The 15,851-nt window shown below is 72.1% G+C and carries 14 protein-coding genes; 4 read left to right on the top strand and 10 right to left on the bottom strand.

Translation table 11 applies throughout. From position 1 onward, the window contains the following. Positions 1-69 precede the first annotated feature (69 nt). Both C2L59_RS10545 and C2L59_RS10540 read left to right on the top strand, forming a co-directional pair. Complete coding sequence (locus C2L59_RS10545; protein WP_103349347.1) at positions 70-273, top strand: MbtH family protein; 204 nt, start codon at positions 70-72, stop codon at positions 271-273. Beyond that, positions 273-1,238, top strand: a complete 966-nt coding sequence (locus tag C2L59_RS10540) for an ATP-binding cassette domain-containing protein (protein ID WP_103349346.1) — start codon at positions 273-275, stop codon at positions 1,236-1,238. The genes C2L59_RS10545 and C2L59_RS10540 overlap by 1 nt, the downstream gene beginning before the upstream one ends. A gap of 137 nt (positions 1,239-1,375) precedes the next feature. Here the strand turns inward: C2L59_RS10540 and C2L59_RS10535 are convergent, their stop codons facing one another. From C2L59_RS10535 to C2L59_RS10490, 10 genes are all read right to left on the bottom strand, one after another. Further along, on the bottom strand, positions 1,376-2,695 hold the full coding sequence (locus C2L59_RS10535) for an MMPL family transporter (RefSeq protein ID WP_103349345.1): 1,320 nt from the start codon (positions 2,693-2,695) through the stop codon (positions 1,376-1,378). A gap of 135 nt (positions 2,696-2,830) precedes the next feature. After that, the gene (gene sbnA / locus C2L59_RS10530) at positions 2,831-3,802 is read right to left on the bottom strand and encodes a 2,3-diaminopropionate biosynthesis protein SbnA (RefSeq protein ID WP_103349344.1); all 972 of its coding nucleotides are present in this window, start codon (positions 3,800-3,802) and stop codon (positions 2,831-2,833) included. Positions 3,803-3,815: 13 nt separating this feature from the next. Further along, positions 3,816-4,853, bottom strand: a complete 1,038-nt coding sequence (gene sbnB / locus C2L59_RS10525) for a 2,3-diaminopropionate biosynthesis protein SbnB (RefSeq protein WP_103349343.1) — start codon at positions 4,851-4,853, stop codon at positions 3,816-3,818. Positions 4,854-5,081: 228 nt separating this feature from the next. Next, positions 5,082-6,458: an ATP-grasp domain-containing protein gene (locus C2L59_RS10520; RefSeq protein ID WP_103349342.1), complete on the bottom strand. Its 1,377-nt coding sequence runs from the start codon at positions 6,456-6,458 to the stop codon at positions 5,082-5,084. 15 nt (positions 6,459-6,473) lie between these two features. Next, entirely contained in the window at positions 6,474-7,214 is a 741-nt protein-coding gene (gene fabG, locus C2L59_RS10515; protein ID WP_103349341.1) for a 3-oxoacyl-[acyl-carrier-protein] reductase, read from the bottom strand. Further along, positions 7,211-8,320: a beta-ketoacyl synthase N-terminal-like domain-containing protein gene (locus tag C2L59_RS10510; protein WP_103349340.1), complete on the bottom strand. Its 1,110-nt coding sequence runs from the start codon at positions 8,318-8,320 to the stop codon at positions 7,211-7,213. Before C2L59_RS10510 ends, fabG begins: the two co-directional genes overlap by 4 nt. After that, positions 8,317-9,567: a beta-ketoacyl synthase gene (locus tag C2L59_RS10505; protein ID WP_199199005.1), complete on the bottom strand. Its 1,251-nt coding sequence runs from the start codon at positions 9,565-9,567 to the stop codon at positions 8,317-8,319. Before C2L59_RS10505 ends, C2L59_RS10510 begins: the two co-directional genes overlap by 4 nt. A gap of 10 nt (positions 9,568-9,577) precedes the next feature. Continuing rightward, the gene (locus tag C2L59_RS10500) at positions 9,578-9,829 is read right to left on the bottom strand and encodes an acyl carrier protein (RefSeq protein ID WP_233223395.1); all 252 of its coding nucleotides are present in this window, start codon (positions 9,827-9,829) and stop codon (positions 9,578-9,580) included. 250 nt (positions 9,830-10,079) lie between these two features. Then, a complete protein-coding gene (locus C2L59_RS10495; protein WP_103349338.1) occupies positions 10,080-10,766 on the bottom strand; it encodes an AfsR/SARP family transcriptional regulator in 687 nt (228 codons plus the stop codon). Positions 10,767-11,457: 691 nt separating this feature from the next. Beyond that, on the bottom strand, positions 11,458-14,322 hold the full coding sequence (locus C2L59_RS10490) for a BTAD domain-containing putative transcriptional regulator (RefSeq protein WP_103349337.1): 2,865 nt from the start codon (positions 14,320-14,322) through the stop codon (positions 11,458-11,460). 169 nt (positions 14,323-14,491) lie between these two features. On the opposite strand from C2L59_RS10490, the gene C2L59_RS10485 reads away from it, so the two are divergent. Further along, positions 14,492-15,196, top strand: a complete 705-nt coding sequence (locus C2L59_RS10485; protein ID WP_146060304.1) for a hypothetical protein — start codon at positions 14,492-14,494, stop codon at positions 15,194-15,196. 183 nt (positions 15,197-15,379) lie between these two features. Continuing rightward, entirely contained in the window at positions 15,380-15,625 is a 246-nt protein-coding gene (locus C2L59_RS10480) for an ATP F0F1 synthase subunit C (RefSeq protein ID WP_103349335.1), read from the top strand. The last annotated feature ends 226 nt before the right edge of the window (positions 15,626-15,851 follow it).

Below are 15,851 nucleotides of genomic sequence, written 5' to 3'. Positions count from 1 at the left end.
GGTCAGCGGGCCGTCAGCCGAGCCGAACACCATGACAGCAAACCGCCCGAGACACCACGGAGATGTGAAGTGACGAGTCCATTCGACGATGAGAACGGCCGGTTCCTCGTGCTGGTCAACGCCGAGGAAGAACGCAGCCTGTGGCCGGTGTTCGCCGCGGTGCCGGCGGGCTGGACGGTCGCGCAGGGGGAGAGTTCCCGTGCGGACGCGCTCGCCCACGTCGAAGCGACGTGGACCGACCTGCGCCCGAAGAGCCTGCGGGACGCCGGCTGATGGCGAGCGGCGAGCTCGACCGCGAAGCGGCCATCGAAGTCACCGGGCTGCGCAAGGGATTCGGCGACCACCAGGCCCTGGCCGGCATCGACCTGCGGGTGCCCGCGGGGTCGGTGCTGGGCCTGCTCGGCCCCAACGGCGCGGGAAAGACCACCACGGTCCGGGTCCTGGCGACGCTGCTGCGCCCGGACGGCGGCACGGCCCGCGTGGCGGGTTTCGACGTGGCCACGCAGGCGAAGGAGGTGCAGCGCCGGATCGGCCTGGTCGGCCAGTACGCCGCGGTCGACGAGCTGCTCACCGGCCGGCAGAACCTCCAGCTGCTCGGCACGCTGCTGCACCTCGGCCGGCGCGGCGCCCGGCAGCGGGCCACCGAACTGCTCGAGCGGTTCGACCTGACCGCGGCGGCCGACCGCGCGGTCGGCACGTACTCGGGCGGCATGCGGCGCCGGCTCGACCTGGCGACCTGCCTGATCGGCCGCCCGTCGGTGCTCTTCCTGGACGAGCCGACGACCGGCCTCGACCCGGCCAGCCGCAGCACGCTGTGGGGGATCGTGCGCGGCCTGGTCGACGAGGGCGTGACGGTGCTGCTCACCACGCAGTACCTCGAAGAGGCCGACTACCTCGCCGACCACATCGTGGTGATCGACCACGGCCGCGTGATCGCCGAGGGAACGGCGGACGAGCTGAAGCGCAAGATCGGCGCGGAGCGGCTCGAGATCGCGGTCGCGGACCCGAAGTGGCTCCAGCCCGCGGTGTCGGCCCTGTCCCGCGTCTCGGCTTCGGCCGTATCGGTCGACGAGCGCAAGCGCAGCATCGCGGTCGAGCTGCCGGACACGGCGGGCGGCATCGCGGCCGCGGCGGCAGCCCTGCGCGACGCCGGCGTGGAGTACACGGACTTCGCGTTGCGACGTCCGACGCTCGACGAGGTGTTCCTCGACCTCACCGGGCGTCCTCCGGCTTCCTGATCCGCGATCGGAAGTGGTGCCGCTGCCCGGTGTTCCGGCGGCGGCATCGCACGAGCTCGAAGCCGGAACTCGCGTGATCGGGCCCGGAATTCGCGTGATTGAGCCCGGAACTCGCGTGATCGAGGCCGGAACTCGCGTCACCGGGCGTCTTTCGGGCCCCTGATCCGCCACCAGTTCGTCCGGCCTCCGAGTACCGCGAGCCGCGGGAGCAGGAGGAACCGGACGACCAGGGTGTCGGCCACCAGGATCGCCGCCGTCGCCAACGCGAACTCGCGGGTGCCGCCGGTTTCCGTCAGGCCCCAGACCAGCCACATCACCACCGTCACCAGCAGCGCGCCGCCGGATGCCGACCAGGCCCGGCGGCACGCGTGTGCCACCGTGTTGCGGCGGGACATGCCCGCCAGGGTTTCGCTCCGCAGCCGGTGCAGCAGGTAGACCTGCAGGTGGTTCGCCGGCACGAGCAGGACCACCACCAGGACCATCGGGGCCCAGCCGGGCAGCGGGTCGACGAGCAGGACCAGCATCCCCAGCCCGGCGAGCACGGCGACGCCGTTCAGCAGGAACGTCGCCAGCGCCACCACCGGACGCCGGTAGGCGACGAGCGTGGCCACGCCCAGCACCACCAGCAACGTCACCACCCCGCACCCGTCCAGGTCGGCGGCCAGGGCCCGGCAGCCCGCGCAGCCGGGGGAAAACACGCGCAGGGACCCGTACACCGCGGCTGTCCCGAGGACGAGCAGGCCGGCCGCGATGGCCGCGGGCCGCACGAACCGGGGCAGGTGACCGACCTTCAGCCGCGCGGGCGGCTGCGGGGGCAGCGCCTTCGGCGAGGTGAGCACGCGGTCGTTCAACGCGGGCAGCAGGCTCAGCGCGGCGACGGTGGACACCAGCACGGCCACGAGCACCGCGGTGGCCAGCGGCACCAGCTCGGCCGCGCCGGTGAGCGCCACCGCGGCCAGTGACGCGGCCACGCCGCTGCCGGAGACGAGGGCGGCGTTGCCCGCCGTGCTCGCGACGATCCGGGCCGCTCGGGACGCGTCGTTGCCGCCGGCCAGCGCCTCGCGTCGCCGGCAGAAGGCGAACAGCATGTGCTGGACCGAAACCGTGATGACGACCAGCAGCGCCGCGTCGCCGGTGAGCGGCGACATCGTGACGGACTCGGACACCGTGTCCAGCAGCGCCGCCGACGCCGTCGTGACCACGCTGATGAACAGCGCGGACACGAGCAGCAGCAGGCGGGAGAACGGCACGCTCAGCAGCACCGCGATGGGCGCGGCGACCACCGGCCACCAGTTCGCGGCCACGCCGGGGTCCGACAGCGAACCGTCGCCCAGCCGGTGCCCGCCGGCGAACCCCGGCAGCTCGGTCACGGCCACGAACACCAGCCAGAGGGCGATGACGGCGCTGGCGTGGCCGGCGGACCAGCAGGAGGTGCGCACGGCCAGCGATGGCTTCACGATCGTCCCCGTTCGACCCGATGGGCAAGGCGGCCGTTGCTCTCCGCGCAGGTGTTCGAGTCTAGTGAACCGTGATCGTTCGTTCACGGGGTGTGAGTCCCGGATCCGCGGTGGTGCTAGGCCGTGTGTGGTGGATCACAGAGCGTGGACCTGGCCCTCGTCTTCGAGGAGGTCCTCGCCGTAGAGGTCGGCCACCCACTGGTCGTGGTAGACGGTGTCGAGGTAGCGGTCGCCGAGGTCCGGCGCGATCGCCACCGCCGTCCCGGTTTCCTCGTGCCCGGCCAGCCACGTCAGGGCGCCGCTCACGACCGTGCCGGTCGAGCCGCCGAAGCAGAACCCCTCGCGGGTGAGCGCCCGGCAGGTGCGCACGGTGTCCGCCTCTTCCACGTGCACGACGTCGTCGACGTGGCCGAGGTCGAGCATCGGCGGCCGGATCCCGGTGCCCAGCCCGGGGATCATCCGGCGGGCCGGCGGCGTCCCGAAGGTGACCGAGCCGACCGTGTCGATCGCGACCACCCGGGTGCCGGGCCGGTGCTCGTGCAGGTACCGGGCGCAGCCCATGAGCGTCCCGGTGGTGCCCGCCCCGATGAAGACCACGGACGCGTCCGGGAAGGCTCCGGCGATCTGCGGGCCGGTCGTTTCGTAGTGGGCGCGCCAGTTCCCGGCGTTTTCGTACTGGTTGAGCCAGACGAACCCGCGTTCGGAGCACAGCCGCCGGACGAGCTCGATCCTCGCGCCCAGCAGGCCGTGTTCCGGGTGCGGCTCGGTGACGATGCGGACCTCGGCCCCCATCGTCTCCATCAGCTGCCGGGCGCCGAGCGTGCACCGCGAGTCGGTGACGCAGACGAACCGGTAGCCGGAGCTGGCGGCGACCAGGCTCAGCGCCACGCCGAGGTTGCCGGACGAGCTCTCCACGAGCGTCGAGCCGGGCCGGAGGTCGCCGTGGCGCTCGGCGGCGGCGACCATCGACCGGGCGGCCTTGACCTTGATCGACCCGGCGAAGTTGAAGCCCTCGCACTTGAGGAAGAGCGAGCGGCCGGCGAACCGGCGGAGGTCGACGAACAGGTCGTCGGTGTTGAAGTCCTGCGGAGCGGTGATGATCGGCACGCCGGGTTCCTCCTCAGCGCTTGCCGTACCGGTCGAGTTCGAAGAAGAACTCGTCCACGGTCCGCAGGTCGCCGGAAGCGTGCAGCTGGTCGTAGATGTGCTTGCCGACGGCGAGGTCGAGCACCCCGAGCCCGAACGGCGAGAAGATCAGCGGCCGGTCCTTCGGCAGGACGGCCCGCCCGGTCAGCACGTCGTGCAGCGTCCCGGACAGGAAGTCCCGGCCGCCGGTGCGCTGCTCGGCCAGGTGCACCGAGGTGTTCGCCTTCAGGCAGTGCTCGACGTCGTCGACGACGTTGGTGCCGCCCAGGATGACCTCCGGCGCCAGGTCGCGCAGCGAGACGTGCAGGACCAGCGGGTTGTGGTCGAACCACGCCGGGTCGTGCACGTGCGGCTCCCCGGCGACCGTCGCGAACACGACCAGGTCGCTGCCGCGGATGAGGTCCTCCGCGGTCTCGTGCACGGTGACCGACGGCTCGCCGGCCGCGGTCAGGTAGCCGCGGAACCCTTCGGCGTGCGCCGGGCTCAGGTCGAACACGCCGACGTCGTCGAAGGCCCAGCCGCCGGCGGCGAGGTAGGTGTGGATGTAACGGGCGATCAGCCCGGTGCCGACGATGCCGAGCCGGGCCGGCCGCGCCCGGTCCCGGGTCAGCCAGTCGGCGGCGAGCGCGGCCGAGGCGGCGGTCCGGGTGGCGCTGATGATGGAACTTTCCAGGCAGGCCAGCGGGTAGCCGGTCCGCGGGTCGTTGAGGACGAGGATCGCCGACGCGCGCGGCAGCCCGCTCGCGACGTTCTCCGGGAAGCTCGAGATCCACTTGAGCCCGTCGACCGCGATGTCCCCGCCGACCGACGCGGGCAGCGCGATGATCCGCGAGGACGGCCGGTCGGGGAAGCGCAGGAAGTAGGACGGCGGGTTCACCGTGTCGCCGGCGCCGTGCAGGCGGTAGGCGGACTCGATGAGGTCGATGACGAGCTTTTCCTGTCCGCCGAGGACATCGTGGACCTGCGCTCCGGAGATGACGGCGAACTCCGGGACGGACGTGCTGGTACTCATGCGGAAACCCTCCTGGGGCATCGGGCGCGCGAAGCGCCCCAATGTGGCGTTGGTTGCGTGGGACGCACCCAATGTGGCGTTGGTTGCGTCATGCGCACCCAATGTGGCGTTCGGTGCGTGGGACGCACCGAACGCCACATTGGGGCGCTCGGGACCGGCGACAGTGAGGGCTGCCCCGGCGAGTCAGGTGGGTCAGGTGGGTCAGGTGGGTCAGGTGGGTCAGGTGGGTCAGGCGGCGGCGAGGGTGGCGAGGCGCCCGGTGATTTCGTGGTCGAGCTCGTCGAGCGTCTCGACCGACGGCCCGATGAGCACGCCGTAGAGCCGCCCGGCGAACGCTTCGCCCGCGGCCGCGAGGCCGGCGCCGGCGTTGACCGTCGCGAAGTTGTTGACGAGCAGGCCGCTCCCGGACCCGGCGAACAGCAGGTCGCCGAGCGTGTCACGCAGCTGCGCGAACGGCAGGGGAGCGGTCAGGCGCACCGGGTAGTGCCGCGCCATCGCGACGGCACCTTCGGGCACGAACCGCTCCTGCAGCGGCACCTGGTAGGTCGACATGTTGTTGCGCGCGTTGATCTCCAGCACCGGGAAGATCCCGCCGTCCGGTTCGACCAGCGCGTCGACGCCGACCACGCCGTAGTAGCCGTCCCGGGCCAGCCGGGCGCCCAGCGCGTCCGCCGCGTCGCGGATCACCCGGTGCTGGCCCTCGTCGAGCCGGGCGGGCATCCGGTGTCCCTTGTGGACGCCGTTCTCGGTGATGGCCTCCTTGACGAAGTCGAACCGCACCGAGCCGTCCCGGCCCACCGTGAACTGGTAGTTCAGGTCGGCATGCTTGTCGACCCACGTCTCGGTGACCAGCGCGATCCGGTCGCGGCCCGCCTTCTGCGCGGTGCGCTCGATCATCCGCTGCAGGCGCAGCAGCCGCTGCTCGCTCGTGACGACGGCGATGCCCTTCCCGGACACGCCGAACGCCTCCTTGACCACGACCGTGCCGCCCTCGGCGAGCACCTTGGCCGCCTCCGGCACCGCGTCGGCCAGCTGGGCCGGGGTGTCGCAGACCCAGCCGGGCGGCTGCCGCAGGCCGAGCTCGTCGGCCAGCTGCCTGCTGTAGACCTTGCTGTTGACGGCCTTGCAGAGCGCGGCGGGCGGGGTGGCCAGCGGCACGCCGGTGCGGGCGGCCAGTTCTTCCTCGACGGCCGAGGCGCCGTGGGGGAGCAGGTGCGCGCCGTCGGTGGCGAGCTCGGTGAGCGCGGCGACGAGGGCCGGGTCGGCGAGCGCGTCCTGGGTGACGTTGCGCGCCGGATCCGGTGCCGCGACGACGTGCACTTCCGGCAGCTCGAAGCCGAGGTCGAGCAGGTAGCGGTGGTAGTCGGGGTCGGGCGCGTGCTTGAGCACGACGTGGTCGCCCTTGCCGCCGAGCAGCAGCGCGAACTCGTCCATGCTGTTGACCACCGCCGTGCTGCCCGCGGCGGACACCCGCGGCAGGCCGAGCTCGTCGGCCGCCCACAGCTCCTCGACCTCGAAGTTGCCGAGGAAGACGAACGGGTGCTCGGCCGAGCCGAGCGCGGCCGTTTTCAGCCGGGCGATGAAATTCGGGCTGTCGGTGTCCATTGTGGATCTTCCCCCTCAGACGACCAGGCCGCCGTCGATCTCGAATACGCTTCCGGTGATGTAGGCGGCGCGGTCGGACACCAGGTAGGCCACCAGGTCGGCGACCTCCTCGGCGGTGCCGAACCGGCCCAGCGGGACGGCCGCGCGCAGCTTCTCGCGCGCCTTGTCCGTCATCTGCGCGGTCATGTCGGTCTCGATCAGGCCCGGCGCGACCGAGTTGACCCGGATGCCGAACCGGCCGACCTCCTTGGCCAGCGCCTTGGTGAAGCCGATGACCCCGCTCTTGGACGCCGAGTAGTTCACCTGCGTCGGGTTGCCGTACACCCCGGACACCGAGGACAGCGCGACCACGCTGCCGCGGCGCTGCTTGAGCATCAGGAACACGGCCGGCTGGCAGACGTTGTAGACACCGTCGAGGTTGGTCCGCAGCACGTCGGTCCAGCGGTCCTCGGTCATCGTCACGAACGCGCCGTCGCGGGTGATGCCCGCCGACGTCACCACGGCGTCCGGCGTGCCGAGATCGGCGGCCGTCCGGGCCACCCACTCCCCGGCCGCCTCGCGGTCGGTGACGTCGACCTTCGTCGCGACCGCGCGGCGGCCGAGCTCGTGCACCTCCTTGGTGAGCAGGTCGGCGGCCTGCTCGTCGGCGCGGTAGCAGAAGGCGATGTCGTGGCCGTCCCCGGCGAGGCTCAGCACGACCGCCCGGCCGATGCCGCGGGAACCGCCGCTGACGAGCGCGACTTTCGGGTCGCTCATCGGACCGGCTCGCCGAGCCGCAGCAGCGTGCACGCCACCGCACCGTCGTCGTCGCACGTGGTGACGACCGTGTGGTCGGCGCCGGCCCGCTCGGCGGACTCGGCGACGCTCAGGACGGCGGCGAGCTGGAACATCGCGCTCGCCGAGGCCGTGTCCCCGAGCAGATCCGCGGACGGCACCCGGTCGACGGCCGCGTCCCCGAACAACTGCCGCAGCGCCACCGTCTCGACGGCTTCCCCGCCGGAACCGGTGAAACCGCTGCCGGTCGCCGCCCACACCTGCCCGGGCGCGATCCCGGCCGAGGACAGCAGGGCCCGCACGGCGACGGCGACCGTCCCGGCGAGGTCGCCGTCCAGGCACACCCGGGATTCGAAGCCCTCCAGGGTGCCGAGCACCCGGCGGCCGGGCGGCCGCAGGTCGGCGGGCTCCAGCAGGAACATCGCGCAGCCCTCGCCGATGACCACGGGGTCGCCGCCGCCGCGGCGGTGGTGTTCGACCCAGGCCCGGGCGGGGGAGTACTCCTCGGCGGCGCCGCAGAGCACCCGGGTGGCCCGGCCGGTCCGCAGCAGCCGCCGCGCGTAGTTCAGCGCGTGCGGCCCGGTGGTCCGGCCCGCGGCGATCGTCGCGTTCGGACCCTTGAGCCCGTGCCAGATCGCGGCCTGCCCGGCGGCGCAGTTCATCACGCAGCCGGGGACCGCGGCCGGTTCGACGTGGTCGGGCTTGTCGCCGGTGAGCGACGCCCGGGTCAGGTCCATCATGCTCTGGACGCTGCCGGTCGTGGTGCCCAGCACGAACCCGATGTCGTCGCGCTCGTCTCCCGGCTCGACGCCGATGTCGGCGAGCAGGTGCTTCGCCGCCGCGACGGCGAGCCCGCTGACGCGGTTCATCGCCCGGGTGCCCTTCGAACCGAGGAACTCCCGCGGCTCGAAGCCGGGGACGGTGGCCGCGGTGTCGCCGGGGCCCCGCGCCCAGCGCCCGGTGTCCACCGCGGACACCGGGGACGTCCGCGTGCGGACGCCGTCGGCGAAGGAGGAGCGGTCGTGCCCGAACGGCGAGATCGCCGTCCACGCGGAGATGACCGGGGGATTCAGCGTGCCGGTGCTCATGCCACTGCCTCTCGCGGGCCGTCGTAGCGGCCGATCAGCACGACCGAGTTGTTGCCGCCGAACGCCCAGCCGTTGTTCTGCACGATCCGCAGGTCCGCCTCGACCGCCACGTTGGGCACGCAGTCGACGGCGCACTCCGGGTCGGTCTCCACGTGGTTGATCGTGGGCGGGATGAACCCCTCGGTGATGGCGACCGAGCAGCCGATGGCCGCCAGCGCGCTCGCCGCGCCCATCGAGTGGCCGAGCATCGACTTCATCGAGACCACGCGGGGCGTGTCCTCGCCGAAGAGCTCGCGGATCGCGGCGGCCTCGGTCTTGTCGTTGGCGTGGGTGCCGGTGCCGTGCGCGGAGATCAGGTCGACCTCCGCGGGCTTGACGCCGGCGTTCTCCAGCGCCAGCTCCATGCAGCGGGCGATGCCGCCCTGGTGCGGGGCCACCGGGTGGTGGGCGTCGCAGGACAGGCCGTAGCCGAGCACTTCACCGTAGATCCGGGCGCCGCGGGCGATCGCCGACTCCAGGCTCTCCAGCATCAGGATGCCGGCGCCCTCGCCGGTCAGGATGCCCAGCCGGTTCTTGTCGAACGGGCGGCAGTAGTCCGGCGCGATGCTGCGCAGCCGGTAGAAGGAGGTGAACGTCTTGCGGCAGACGGCGTCCGCGCCGCCGCACAACGCGAAGTCGGCTTCCCCGAGGCGGATCGCGTCGAACGAGTGGCCGATCGCGTAGTTGCCCGCGGAGCAGGCGGTCGCGATGCTGCCGACCTCCACATTGGACAGCTGCAGCTCGTGGGCGATCGAGGTGGCGAGCCGGCCGGCCGACGTTCGCCGGGCCAGCCGCGGGCTCATCGCTTCGGGTCCGTTCGCGATCTCCAGCGACACCATGCTGTCGAGCTCGTGCGACTCGCCGTCGGTCGTGCCGACCGAGAGCAGGCAGCGCGCCTCGCGCAGCACGTCGAGGTCGATGCCGGAGTCGGCGACGGCCAGCCGGGCGGCGGCGGTGGAGAACCGGCTGGCGCGGCCGAGCGAGTCGATGTCGACGTTCTCGATCCAGCGTTCCGGCTCGAAGCCGATGACCTCACAGCCGTTGTTGTGCTCGAAGCCGGTCGTGTCGAAGACGCTGATGGGCCGGACGTTGCTGCGCCCGGCGCGCAGCGCCGCGGTGAACTCGTCGATACCCGTGCCGAGGCTGGAAACCACCCCGCAGCCGGTGATCACCACCCGGCGTCCGGGTGCGGTGGACTGTGCGCTCATCGCCATTCCCCTACCAGCCGGCGGATTCCGCGACGACGTCGTAGGCGCTGTTCAGATCGGTCATCCGGCGGAACTGCGCCTGGTCGATCGTCACGCCGAACTTCTTCTCCAGCGCCGCGAGCACGTCCATCAGCGTGAGCGAGTCGGCTTCGTGGTCCTCGATGAAGTTGCTCGTCTCGGAGAGCTCGTTGTCCTCGAGTTCGAGGTGCTCCTGGACGATCGCGCGGATCTGTTCCCTGCGCTCGGACACTGCCGCTGTCATGACGACTCCTGGGTTTTCGGGCGAACTTCGGCCTCGCCGGAAACTAGCCAGGGGAGATGACCGCCCTCTGACCGAACGCTGACGAAGACCGGCGTCGGTGAGCCGTCAGCGGTCGGTCATCCGGGTGCGTCATGATCACGCCCTGCGATCACGAAGGTACGCAAGGAAAGGAGGCGGATGGACCCGGTGCGGAGCGGAGTCCGTGGGGAAAGACAGCAGGGACGGCCGGTGGAGGCGCCGTCCCTGCGGGTCAGTCGAGCATGCAGTCCTGGACCAGGATGGCCTGGTACAGCTGTCTCAGCGGCCGGCCGGGCGAAAGGCCGAGCTCGTTGCCGAGCCACTTGCTGGTGTGGTGGAAGACCGACAGCGCTTCGCTTTGCTGCCCGGTGCGGTAGAGCGCGAGCATCAGCAGCTCGCTGAGCCGTTCCCGGCCCGGGTTTTCCGTGGTCAGCAGCCGCAGTTCGGGCACGATGTCGTGCTGCTCGCCGACGGCCAGCCGGGCGGCGATCAGATCCTCCTGGACCGCAAGCCGCCGCTCGTTCAGGTGCGTGGCCGCGGCGCGGCACCGCACGCCCTCCTGGACGTCCATCAGGGCCGGCCCGCGCCACTGCATCAGGGCCTCGCGAAGGATGCCGACGGCTTCGTGCGGCGCGGAGCCCACCAGCGTGGTCCCCCGCCGCGCGAGCTCGAGGAACCGGTGCGAGTCGATCGACTCGGCGGGCACCTCCAGCTGGTAGCCGCTGTAGGTGGTCCGGACGATTTCTTCCCCGCTCGCGTCCGTGATCGGCTTGAACAACCGCCGTAGCCGGGCGATGTTCGCCTGCAGCGCGTTGCGCGAGTTGGCGAGCGAGCGCGGGCCCCACAGCTCGTCCGCCAGCTGCTCGTAGGACACCGGGCGGCCCGGGGACAGCGCCATCATCGCCAGTAAAGTTCGCACTTTCTTTGCGCGTATTGCGTAAATTCTCCCATTCGATCTTATTTCCAAGGCGCCTAGCAGCTCGATTTGCACTTCGATCGACCCCCAGATTCGGCTGACCCGGATACTTATCACCGGATCACCCGAAGGTGTATTTTTCGGAGATAGTGGCAGAGGGCCGGAGGCTTAGGTACCTCCGTTCGGACCAGTGAAACGTCGAACTCGTGAGTAGTTTCACCAGGTGGACGGGTTGGGTATGGATGTATTCGGACATTGCCCGGCATGGTGGTGTTAGCTCCACCATTGATGGTGGTGCCAGCATCCCGACAGTGGGTGGTGATCTACGCAGGTAGAGCGGGTGGCGCCGGCGTCCGCCTTGCACGGCTCGTTCCGGCGTCATTGCACCGTGGGCACAGGGTGATCATCCGGTTGCGCTCCCGGACGGCCGGTCCGCGGCCGGCCGCCGCGGCCCCCGCCGGCGTCATCCGGCGGTGGTCTGGGGGAGTCCCGGCGCCCGCGCGCGGGCCGGCCGGGCATTCGACGCCGGAAACGCCATTCCGGAGTGGGGTTCCGGGCGAAAATGGGCGGCGTGGTATAGACGTCTGTTATTAGTCTGAAGATTATTCAGGTTTCATTGTCGACTTTCCCATCCGGATGGCCGCGGGCACCCTCCGGCATTCGCCACGGCGGCGGCGGGGAAGAAGAACTCGGGTTAGCCGGGCAAAGGCCAGAGGCCGAGCTTCGTGAACTGCTCGCGGACGTAGTCGTCGACGGCGTCGGGGAACTCGTCGATGAGGTCGAGGGTGCGGCGGGATTCGGTCCAGGCGTCGCCTTGGCGTCCGGTTGCGGCGAGCGCTCGGACGATCGCGACGTGTGCCCGTACCGATCGTGGGTGGTCGGCGCGGGAGCGGCACAGGCCGACCGTTTCGCGGGCCCGGAGCAGCGCCTCGGCATGGTCGCCGCGGTCGGTGGCGGCTTCGGCCAGTTCGAGGAGGGCCGTGACGGTCTCGGTGTGGTCGCCCGGGTGGCGAGCGTGGAGGTCCACGGCTTCCCGCAGGTACCCGGCCGCCGCGTCGGCGTGATCCCGGCGGCGGGCGAGGATGCCGAGGCGGAGCACCGCCCGGGCGCGTAGCCGGGGGTCCGGCAGGCGGCCGGCCAGCTCGGCCGCCTCGGTCAGGTGGCCGGCGGCGAGCGTCGGTTCGCCGGCGTGCGCCCGTTCGCTCGCCAGCCGAATGTGCGTGCGCGCGGCCAGGGCGGGCTCGTCGATGTCCGCGTGGATCGCCAGCGCCTCGCGCGCGTGGGCGGTCGCCGTCTCGTGCGCCCCGGTCTCGCCGTAACGGGCCGCCAGGAACAGCAGGAGTTCGGCGACTCCGCGCCGGTCGGCGGTCGTGCGGAACAGCGTGACCGCGAGGTGGGCCGACTCCATGGCCGCGCCGGGGTCGCCGAGGAGGTGGTGGAGGCGCGCGAGCCCGGCGTGTGCTTCGGCCTCGCAGCCGCGGTCCTGGGCGGCGACCGCGGCGGCGCGGACCGCTTCGTGGGCGGCGAGCCAGTCCGGCAGGTTCCGGCCGATCGTGAGGTGCGGCCGCAGGACGCGCAGCAGGCCGGCCACGAGGCCGAGGTGGGTGGCCGCGCCGCGCCGGACGGCCACGCAGATGCCGGCCCGCTCGCGCTCGAGCCGTTCCTCGGCCTCGGCGTACCCGTCCGGTTCGCCGGGGGCGCGCGGCCGCGTGGGCGCCAGCGTTTCGGCGACGCTCGTGGCGAACTCGGCGAACCAGTTCAGCAGCCGGGCCTGGGCGAGCATCCGGACGTCGGCCGGATCCACCTTGACGGCCAGCCGCTCGCCGGCGGCGCGCGTCACCGCGTCCATCGTGTAGCGGTCGTCGCGGACGCTCATGAGGTGCACCGCGCACAACGTGGCGAGGTGGGCCCGGGTGGTGTCGCCGTCGGTGCCGTCCAGCGCCGTCGCCGCGGCCAGGCCGAGAGCCGGCTCGCTGTGCGGGCTCAGGGTGCGGAACGTCCGGGCGGCGCCCGCGTCGAGGCTGTCGTAGGACCACAGGATCGACGCCAGCAGCGTCCGGGTGTCGGCTTCGCCGGCGAGCAGCAGGTCGTCCGGTCGGGGCGGCCGGCTCGCGGGCGCGCTGGTCAGCGCGTCGGCGAGGATCCGGATCGCCCGCGGCAGCCCGCCGGTCAGCCGGGCCGCGGCCTCGGCGGTGAGCGGCAGCGGCTCCGGCGTGAGGGCGGTGAGGAGCTCCGCGGTCTCGGCGGCGGTGAACCGGTCGAGCGCGAGCCGGTAGGCGCCGTGGTGGTTGACGAGGTCGGTCAGGCGGTGCCGGCTGGTCACGATCACGACGGCGTGCGCGCTGCCCGGCAGCAGCGGGATCACCTGGTCCGAGTCGCGGGCGTTGTCGAGGAAGAGGAGGACCCGGCGGCCGGCCAGCATGCTGCGGAACAGCGAGCTCCGCTGCGTCGGCGAGGCCGGGACGGCGGCCCCGGCGACGCCGAGGGACTCCAGCAGCTCCGCGAGGACGCCGTCCGGAGCCCGGGCGGGGGAGACGGCGTAGCCGGACAGGTCGGCGTAGAGCTGCCCGTGCGGGAACCGGTCTCCGGTGGCGTGCCCCCAGCGGAGCCCGAGCTCGGTCTTCCCGACGCCGACCGGGCCGGTGAGCACGACGACGAGCGTCGACTTCGGGCCGTTGACGTGCGCGCGCATCAGGCGCTGGTCCAGCTCGGCGAGCGGCCCGGCCCGGCCGACGAACTCGCTGACCGTCGGCGGCAGCTGCGCCGGCGGGATGGCGCGTAACGCCGCTTGCGTCCGGGTGTGGTCGGCCGGGGTGCGCGCGTCGCGGGCCTGCAGCAGCCGGCGGTGCTGGTCCTGCAGCTCCCGGGGCGGCCCGGTGCCGAAGGACTGGGCGCACCGGTCGTAGATCTGCCGCCAGCAGGCGTCGAAGTCCTCGTAGCGCCCGAGGCCGTCGAGCGCGGCCAGCCGCAGCGCGGCGAACGTCGTGTCGTGTTCGTGCCCCTCGGCGACTTCGCCGAGCCGGTCGAGGACCTCTTGGTGCCGGCCCCGGGCGAGCTCGATCGTGCACAGGGCCTGGTAACCGGGCAGCCGTTCGCGGTCTTCGAGGTCCTCCCGCCGGTTCTCCATCCACAGCGTGGCGAGCCCCTGCACCACTTCGCCGCGCCACAGGCCCAGCGCGTCGCGGAGGGCCTGCGCCGCGGCGTCGTGCTCGCCGGCGTCGCGGGCGGCGCGCGCGGTCCGGACGAGGTCCTGGAACCGGGCGTAGTCGAGTTCGTCCGCGCCCGTGACGAACCGGTAGCCACCGTCCTGCGTGAGGATCCGGGCCTCGGCGCCCGCCCGGCGCAGCGTCGCGCGCAGCCGGCTGAGGTAGGCGTGCAGATCCTTCTTCGCCTGCTTCGGCGGATCGTCCCAGAGCGCGTCGATCACCGTCCGGACGCTGACGACCTTGCCGTGGTGCATCGCCAGCACGCCGAGCAGGAAGCGCTCCTTCGCGCGTTCGATGCGGACCTGCTGGTCGCCGGCCCGCAGTTCGACCGGGCCCAGGATGCGGAACTCCATCGGGCTGCCTCGTCACCCAGTGCCGGCCAGGACGCGATGACGTGCACCCTAACGCCGGATCCGCGCCCGGACCGCCGCTGTCAAGGAACTGTCCAGTGACCGGCAACCGAAGTGTCAACCGGCCGGCCGCACGATCGGTTCGGACGACCGGCCCAGCGGAGGTGGCCAGATGCCGAAAGCGGATGCGGCGCAGAACTGTGTCGGTGGCGGGTGCCGCTGGAGGTGGCGGCGGCTGCGGCGGCCCGGCCACGCCCGCGAAACGGCGATGCACCGGACGATCCTCGCCGTCGACGTCGAGGGGTTCTCGTCCCCGCGCCGGACCAACGCGGACCGGCTCGCGATCCGCGCCGGGCTGTACGACGCGGTCCAGCGCGCCCTGGTCGCCTCCGGCGTCGGCTGGGGCGACTGCCACCACGCCGACCTCGGCGACGGCATCCTCGTGCTGGCCCCGGCGGGCTACCCCAAGGCGATCTTCGCCGAGCGGGTGCCCCCGGCGCTCGCGGCGGCCCTGACCGACCACAATGGACACAGCCCGGCGGCCCGCCGGATCCGGCTGCGCCTGGCGCTGCACGCCGGCGAAGTCAGCCACGACGCCCACGGCGCGACGGGCCAGGCGATCCTGCACGCGTTCCGGCTGCTGGATTCCCCGGCGGTGAAGCAGGCGTTGGCGCGGTCGGCGGGCTGTCTCGCGCTGATCGCTTCGGCGTGGTTCTACGACGAGGTGATCCGCCACAGCGCGTTGAGCGGACCGGAGCGGTACGCCCGGGTCTTCGTGCACGTGAAGGAGACCAGCGCGCAGGCGTGGATCCGCGAAGACGTCTCGCGCCCGGTTTTTCCCGGCGGCGCGGGATTCGACGTGATATCCTTGGGTTGACCGGACCCCTCGATTCCCGAAAATCCCGGCCGGTCGCTTCCCCTGGCCCGACGAGATCTGCCCGCTTCGACGACAGCCGCCGTTTACGACGCCTTCGCCAGCCCTGATCCCTTGTCCGGTGAGAACACCCGAGCCGCTGCTCCACGCGAGCGTGCGCGTGGACCGATGTGAAGGGGAACATCCATGAACGACACCGTTTTGGCCCAGGCGGCCAACATCAACCCGGGCCTGGCGGCCATCGGCTACGGCCTGGGCGCCATCGGCCCGGGAATCGGCGTCGGCCTGATCTTCGCCGCCGTCATTACCGGAACCGCTCGCCAGCCGGAAGCACAGGGAAAACTGCAGACGATCGGGTATTCGACGTTCGTGCTGACCGAGGTGCTCGCCCTGATCGGCGTCGTCATCTATTTCATCGCATCGTTTTCCTGACGCACGCAGCCGCCTGCGCCCGGCCAAGCCGGCCGGGCGCAGGCGGCCGGCGTCTGTCTATTGAGGACGCGTCTACCGTGGGCGGAGTCGGCGGCCCCTCGACGGTCCGGACCGCAGGTGATCGATGATCAATCCCAGGGCTGCTCGGAAGATCCCGCCGACGATGTTCGCGTCACCGGATCCGGCTCGAGCCTGCGCACCAGGTCGGCGTGCTGCTCCCGCCACC

The sequence above is a fragment of the Amycolatopsis sp. CA-128772 genome (assembly GCF_002904295.1).
Taxonomy (GTDB): domain Bacteria; phylum Actinomycetota; class Actinomycetes; order Mycobacteriales; family Pseudonocardiaceae; genus Amycolatopsis.
The sequence above is the reverse complement of the archived record's forward strand: the minus strand, read 5'-3'. Positions and strand labels throughout refer to the sequence as shown.

Excerpts from the sequence above, each read along its gene's own strand:
- C2L59_RS10540 (WP_103349346.1), top strand. The coding sequence starts at position 273 with ATGGCGAGCGGCGAGCTCGACCGCGAAGCGGCCATCGAAGTCACCGGG.
- sbnB (WP_103349343.1), bottom strand. The coding sequence starts at position 4,853 with ATGAGTACCAGCACGTCCGTCCCGGAGTTCGCCGTCATCTCCGGAGCG.
- C2L59_RS10520 (WP_103349342.1), bottom strand. The coding sequence starts at position 6,458 with ATGGACACCGACAGCCCGAATTTCATCGCCCGGCTGAAAACGGCCGCG.
- fabG (WP_103349341.1), bottom strand. The coding sequence starts at position 7,214 with ATGAGCGACCCGAAAGTCGCGCTCGTCAGCGGCGGTTCCCGCGGCATC.
- C2L59_RS10510 (WP_103349340.1), bottom strand. The coding sequence starts at position 8,320 with ATGAGCACCGGCACGCTGAATCCCCCGGTCATCTCCGCGTGGACGGCG.
- C2L59_RS10505 (WP_199199005.1), bottom strand. The coding sequence starts at position 9,567 with ATGAGCGCACAGTCCACCGCACCCGGACGCCGGGTGGTGATCACCGGC.
- C2L59_RS10500 (WP_233223395.1), bottom strand. The coding sequence starts at position 9,829 with ATGACAGCGGCAGTGTCCGAGCGCAGGGAACAGATCCGCGCGATCGTC.
- C2L59_RS10490 (WP_103349337.1), bottom strand. The coding sequence starts at position 14,322 with ATGGAGTTCCGCATCCTGGGCCCGGTCGAACTGCGGGCCGGCGACCAG.
- C2L59_RS10485 (WP_146060304.1), top strand. The coding sequence starts at position 14,492 with ATGCCGAAAGCGGATGCGGCGCAGAACTGTGTCGGTGGCGGGTGCCGC.
- C2L59_RS10480 (WP_103349335.1), top strand. The coding sequence starts at position 15,380 with ATGAACGACACCGTTTTGGCCCAGGCGGCCAACATCAACCCGGGCCTG.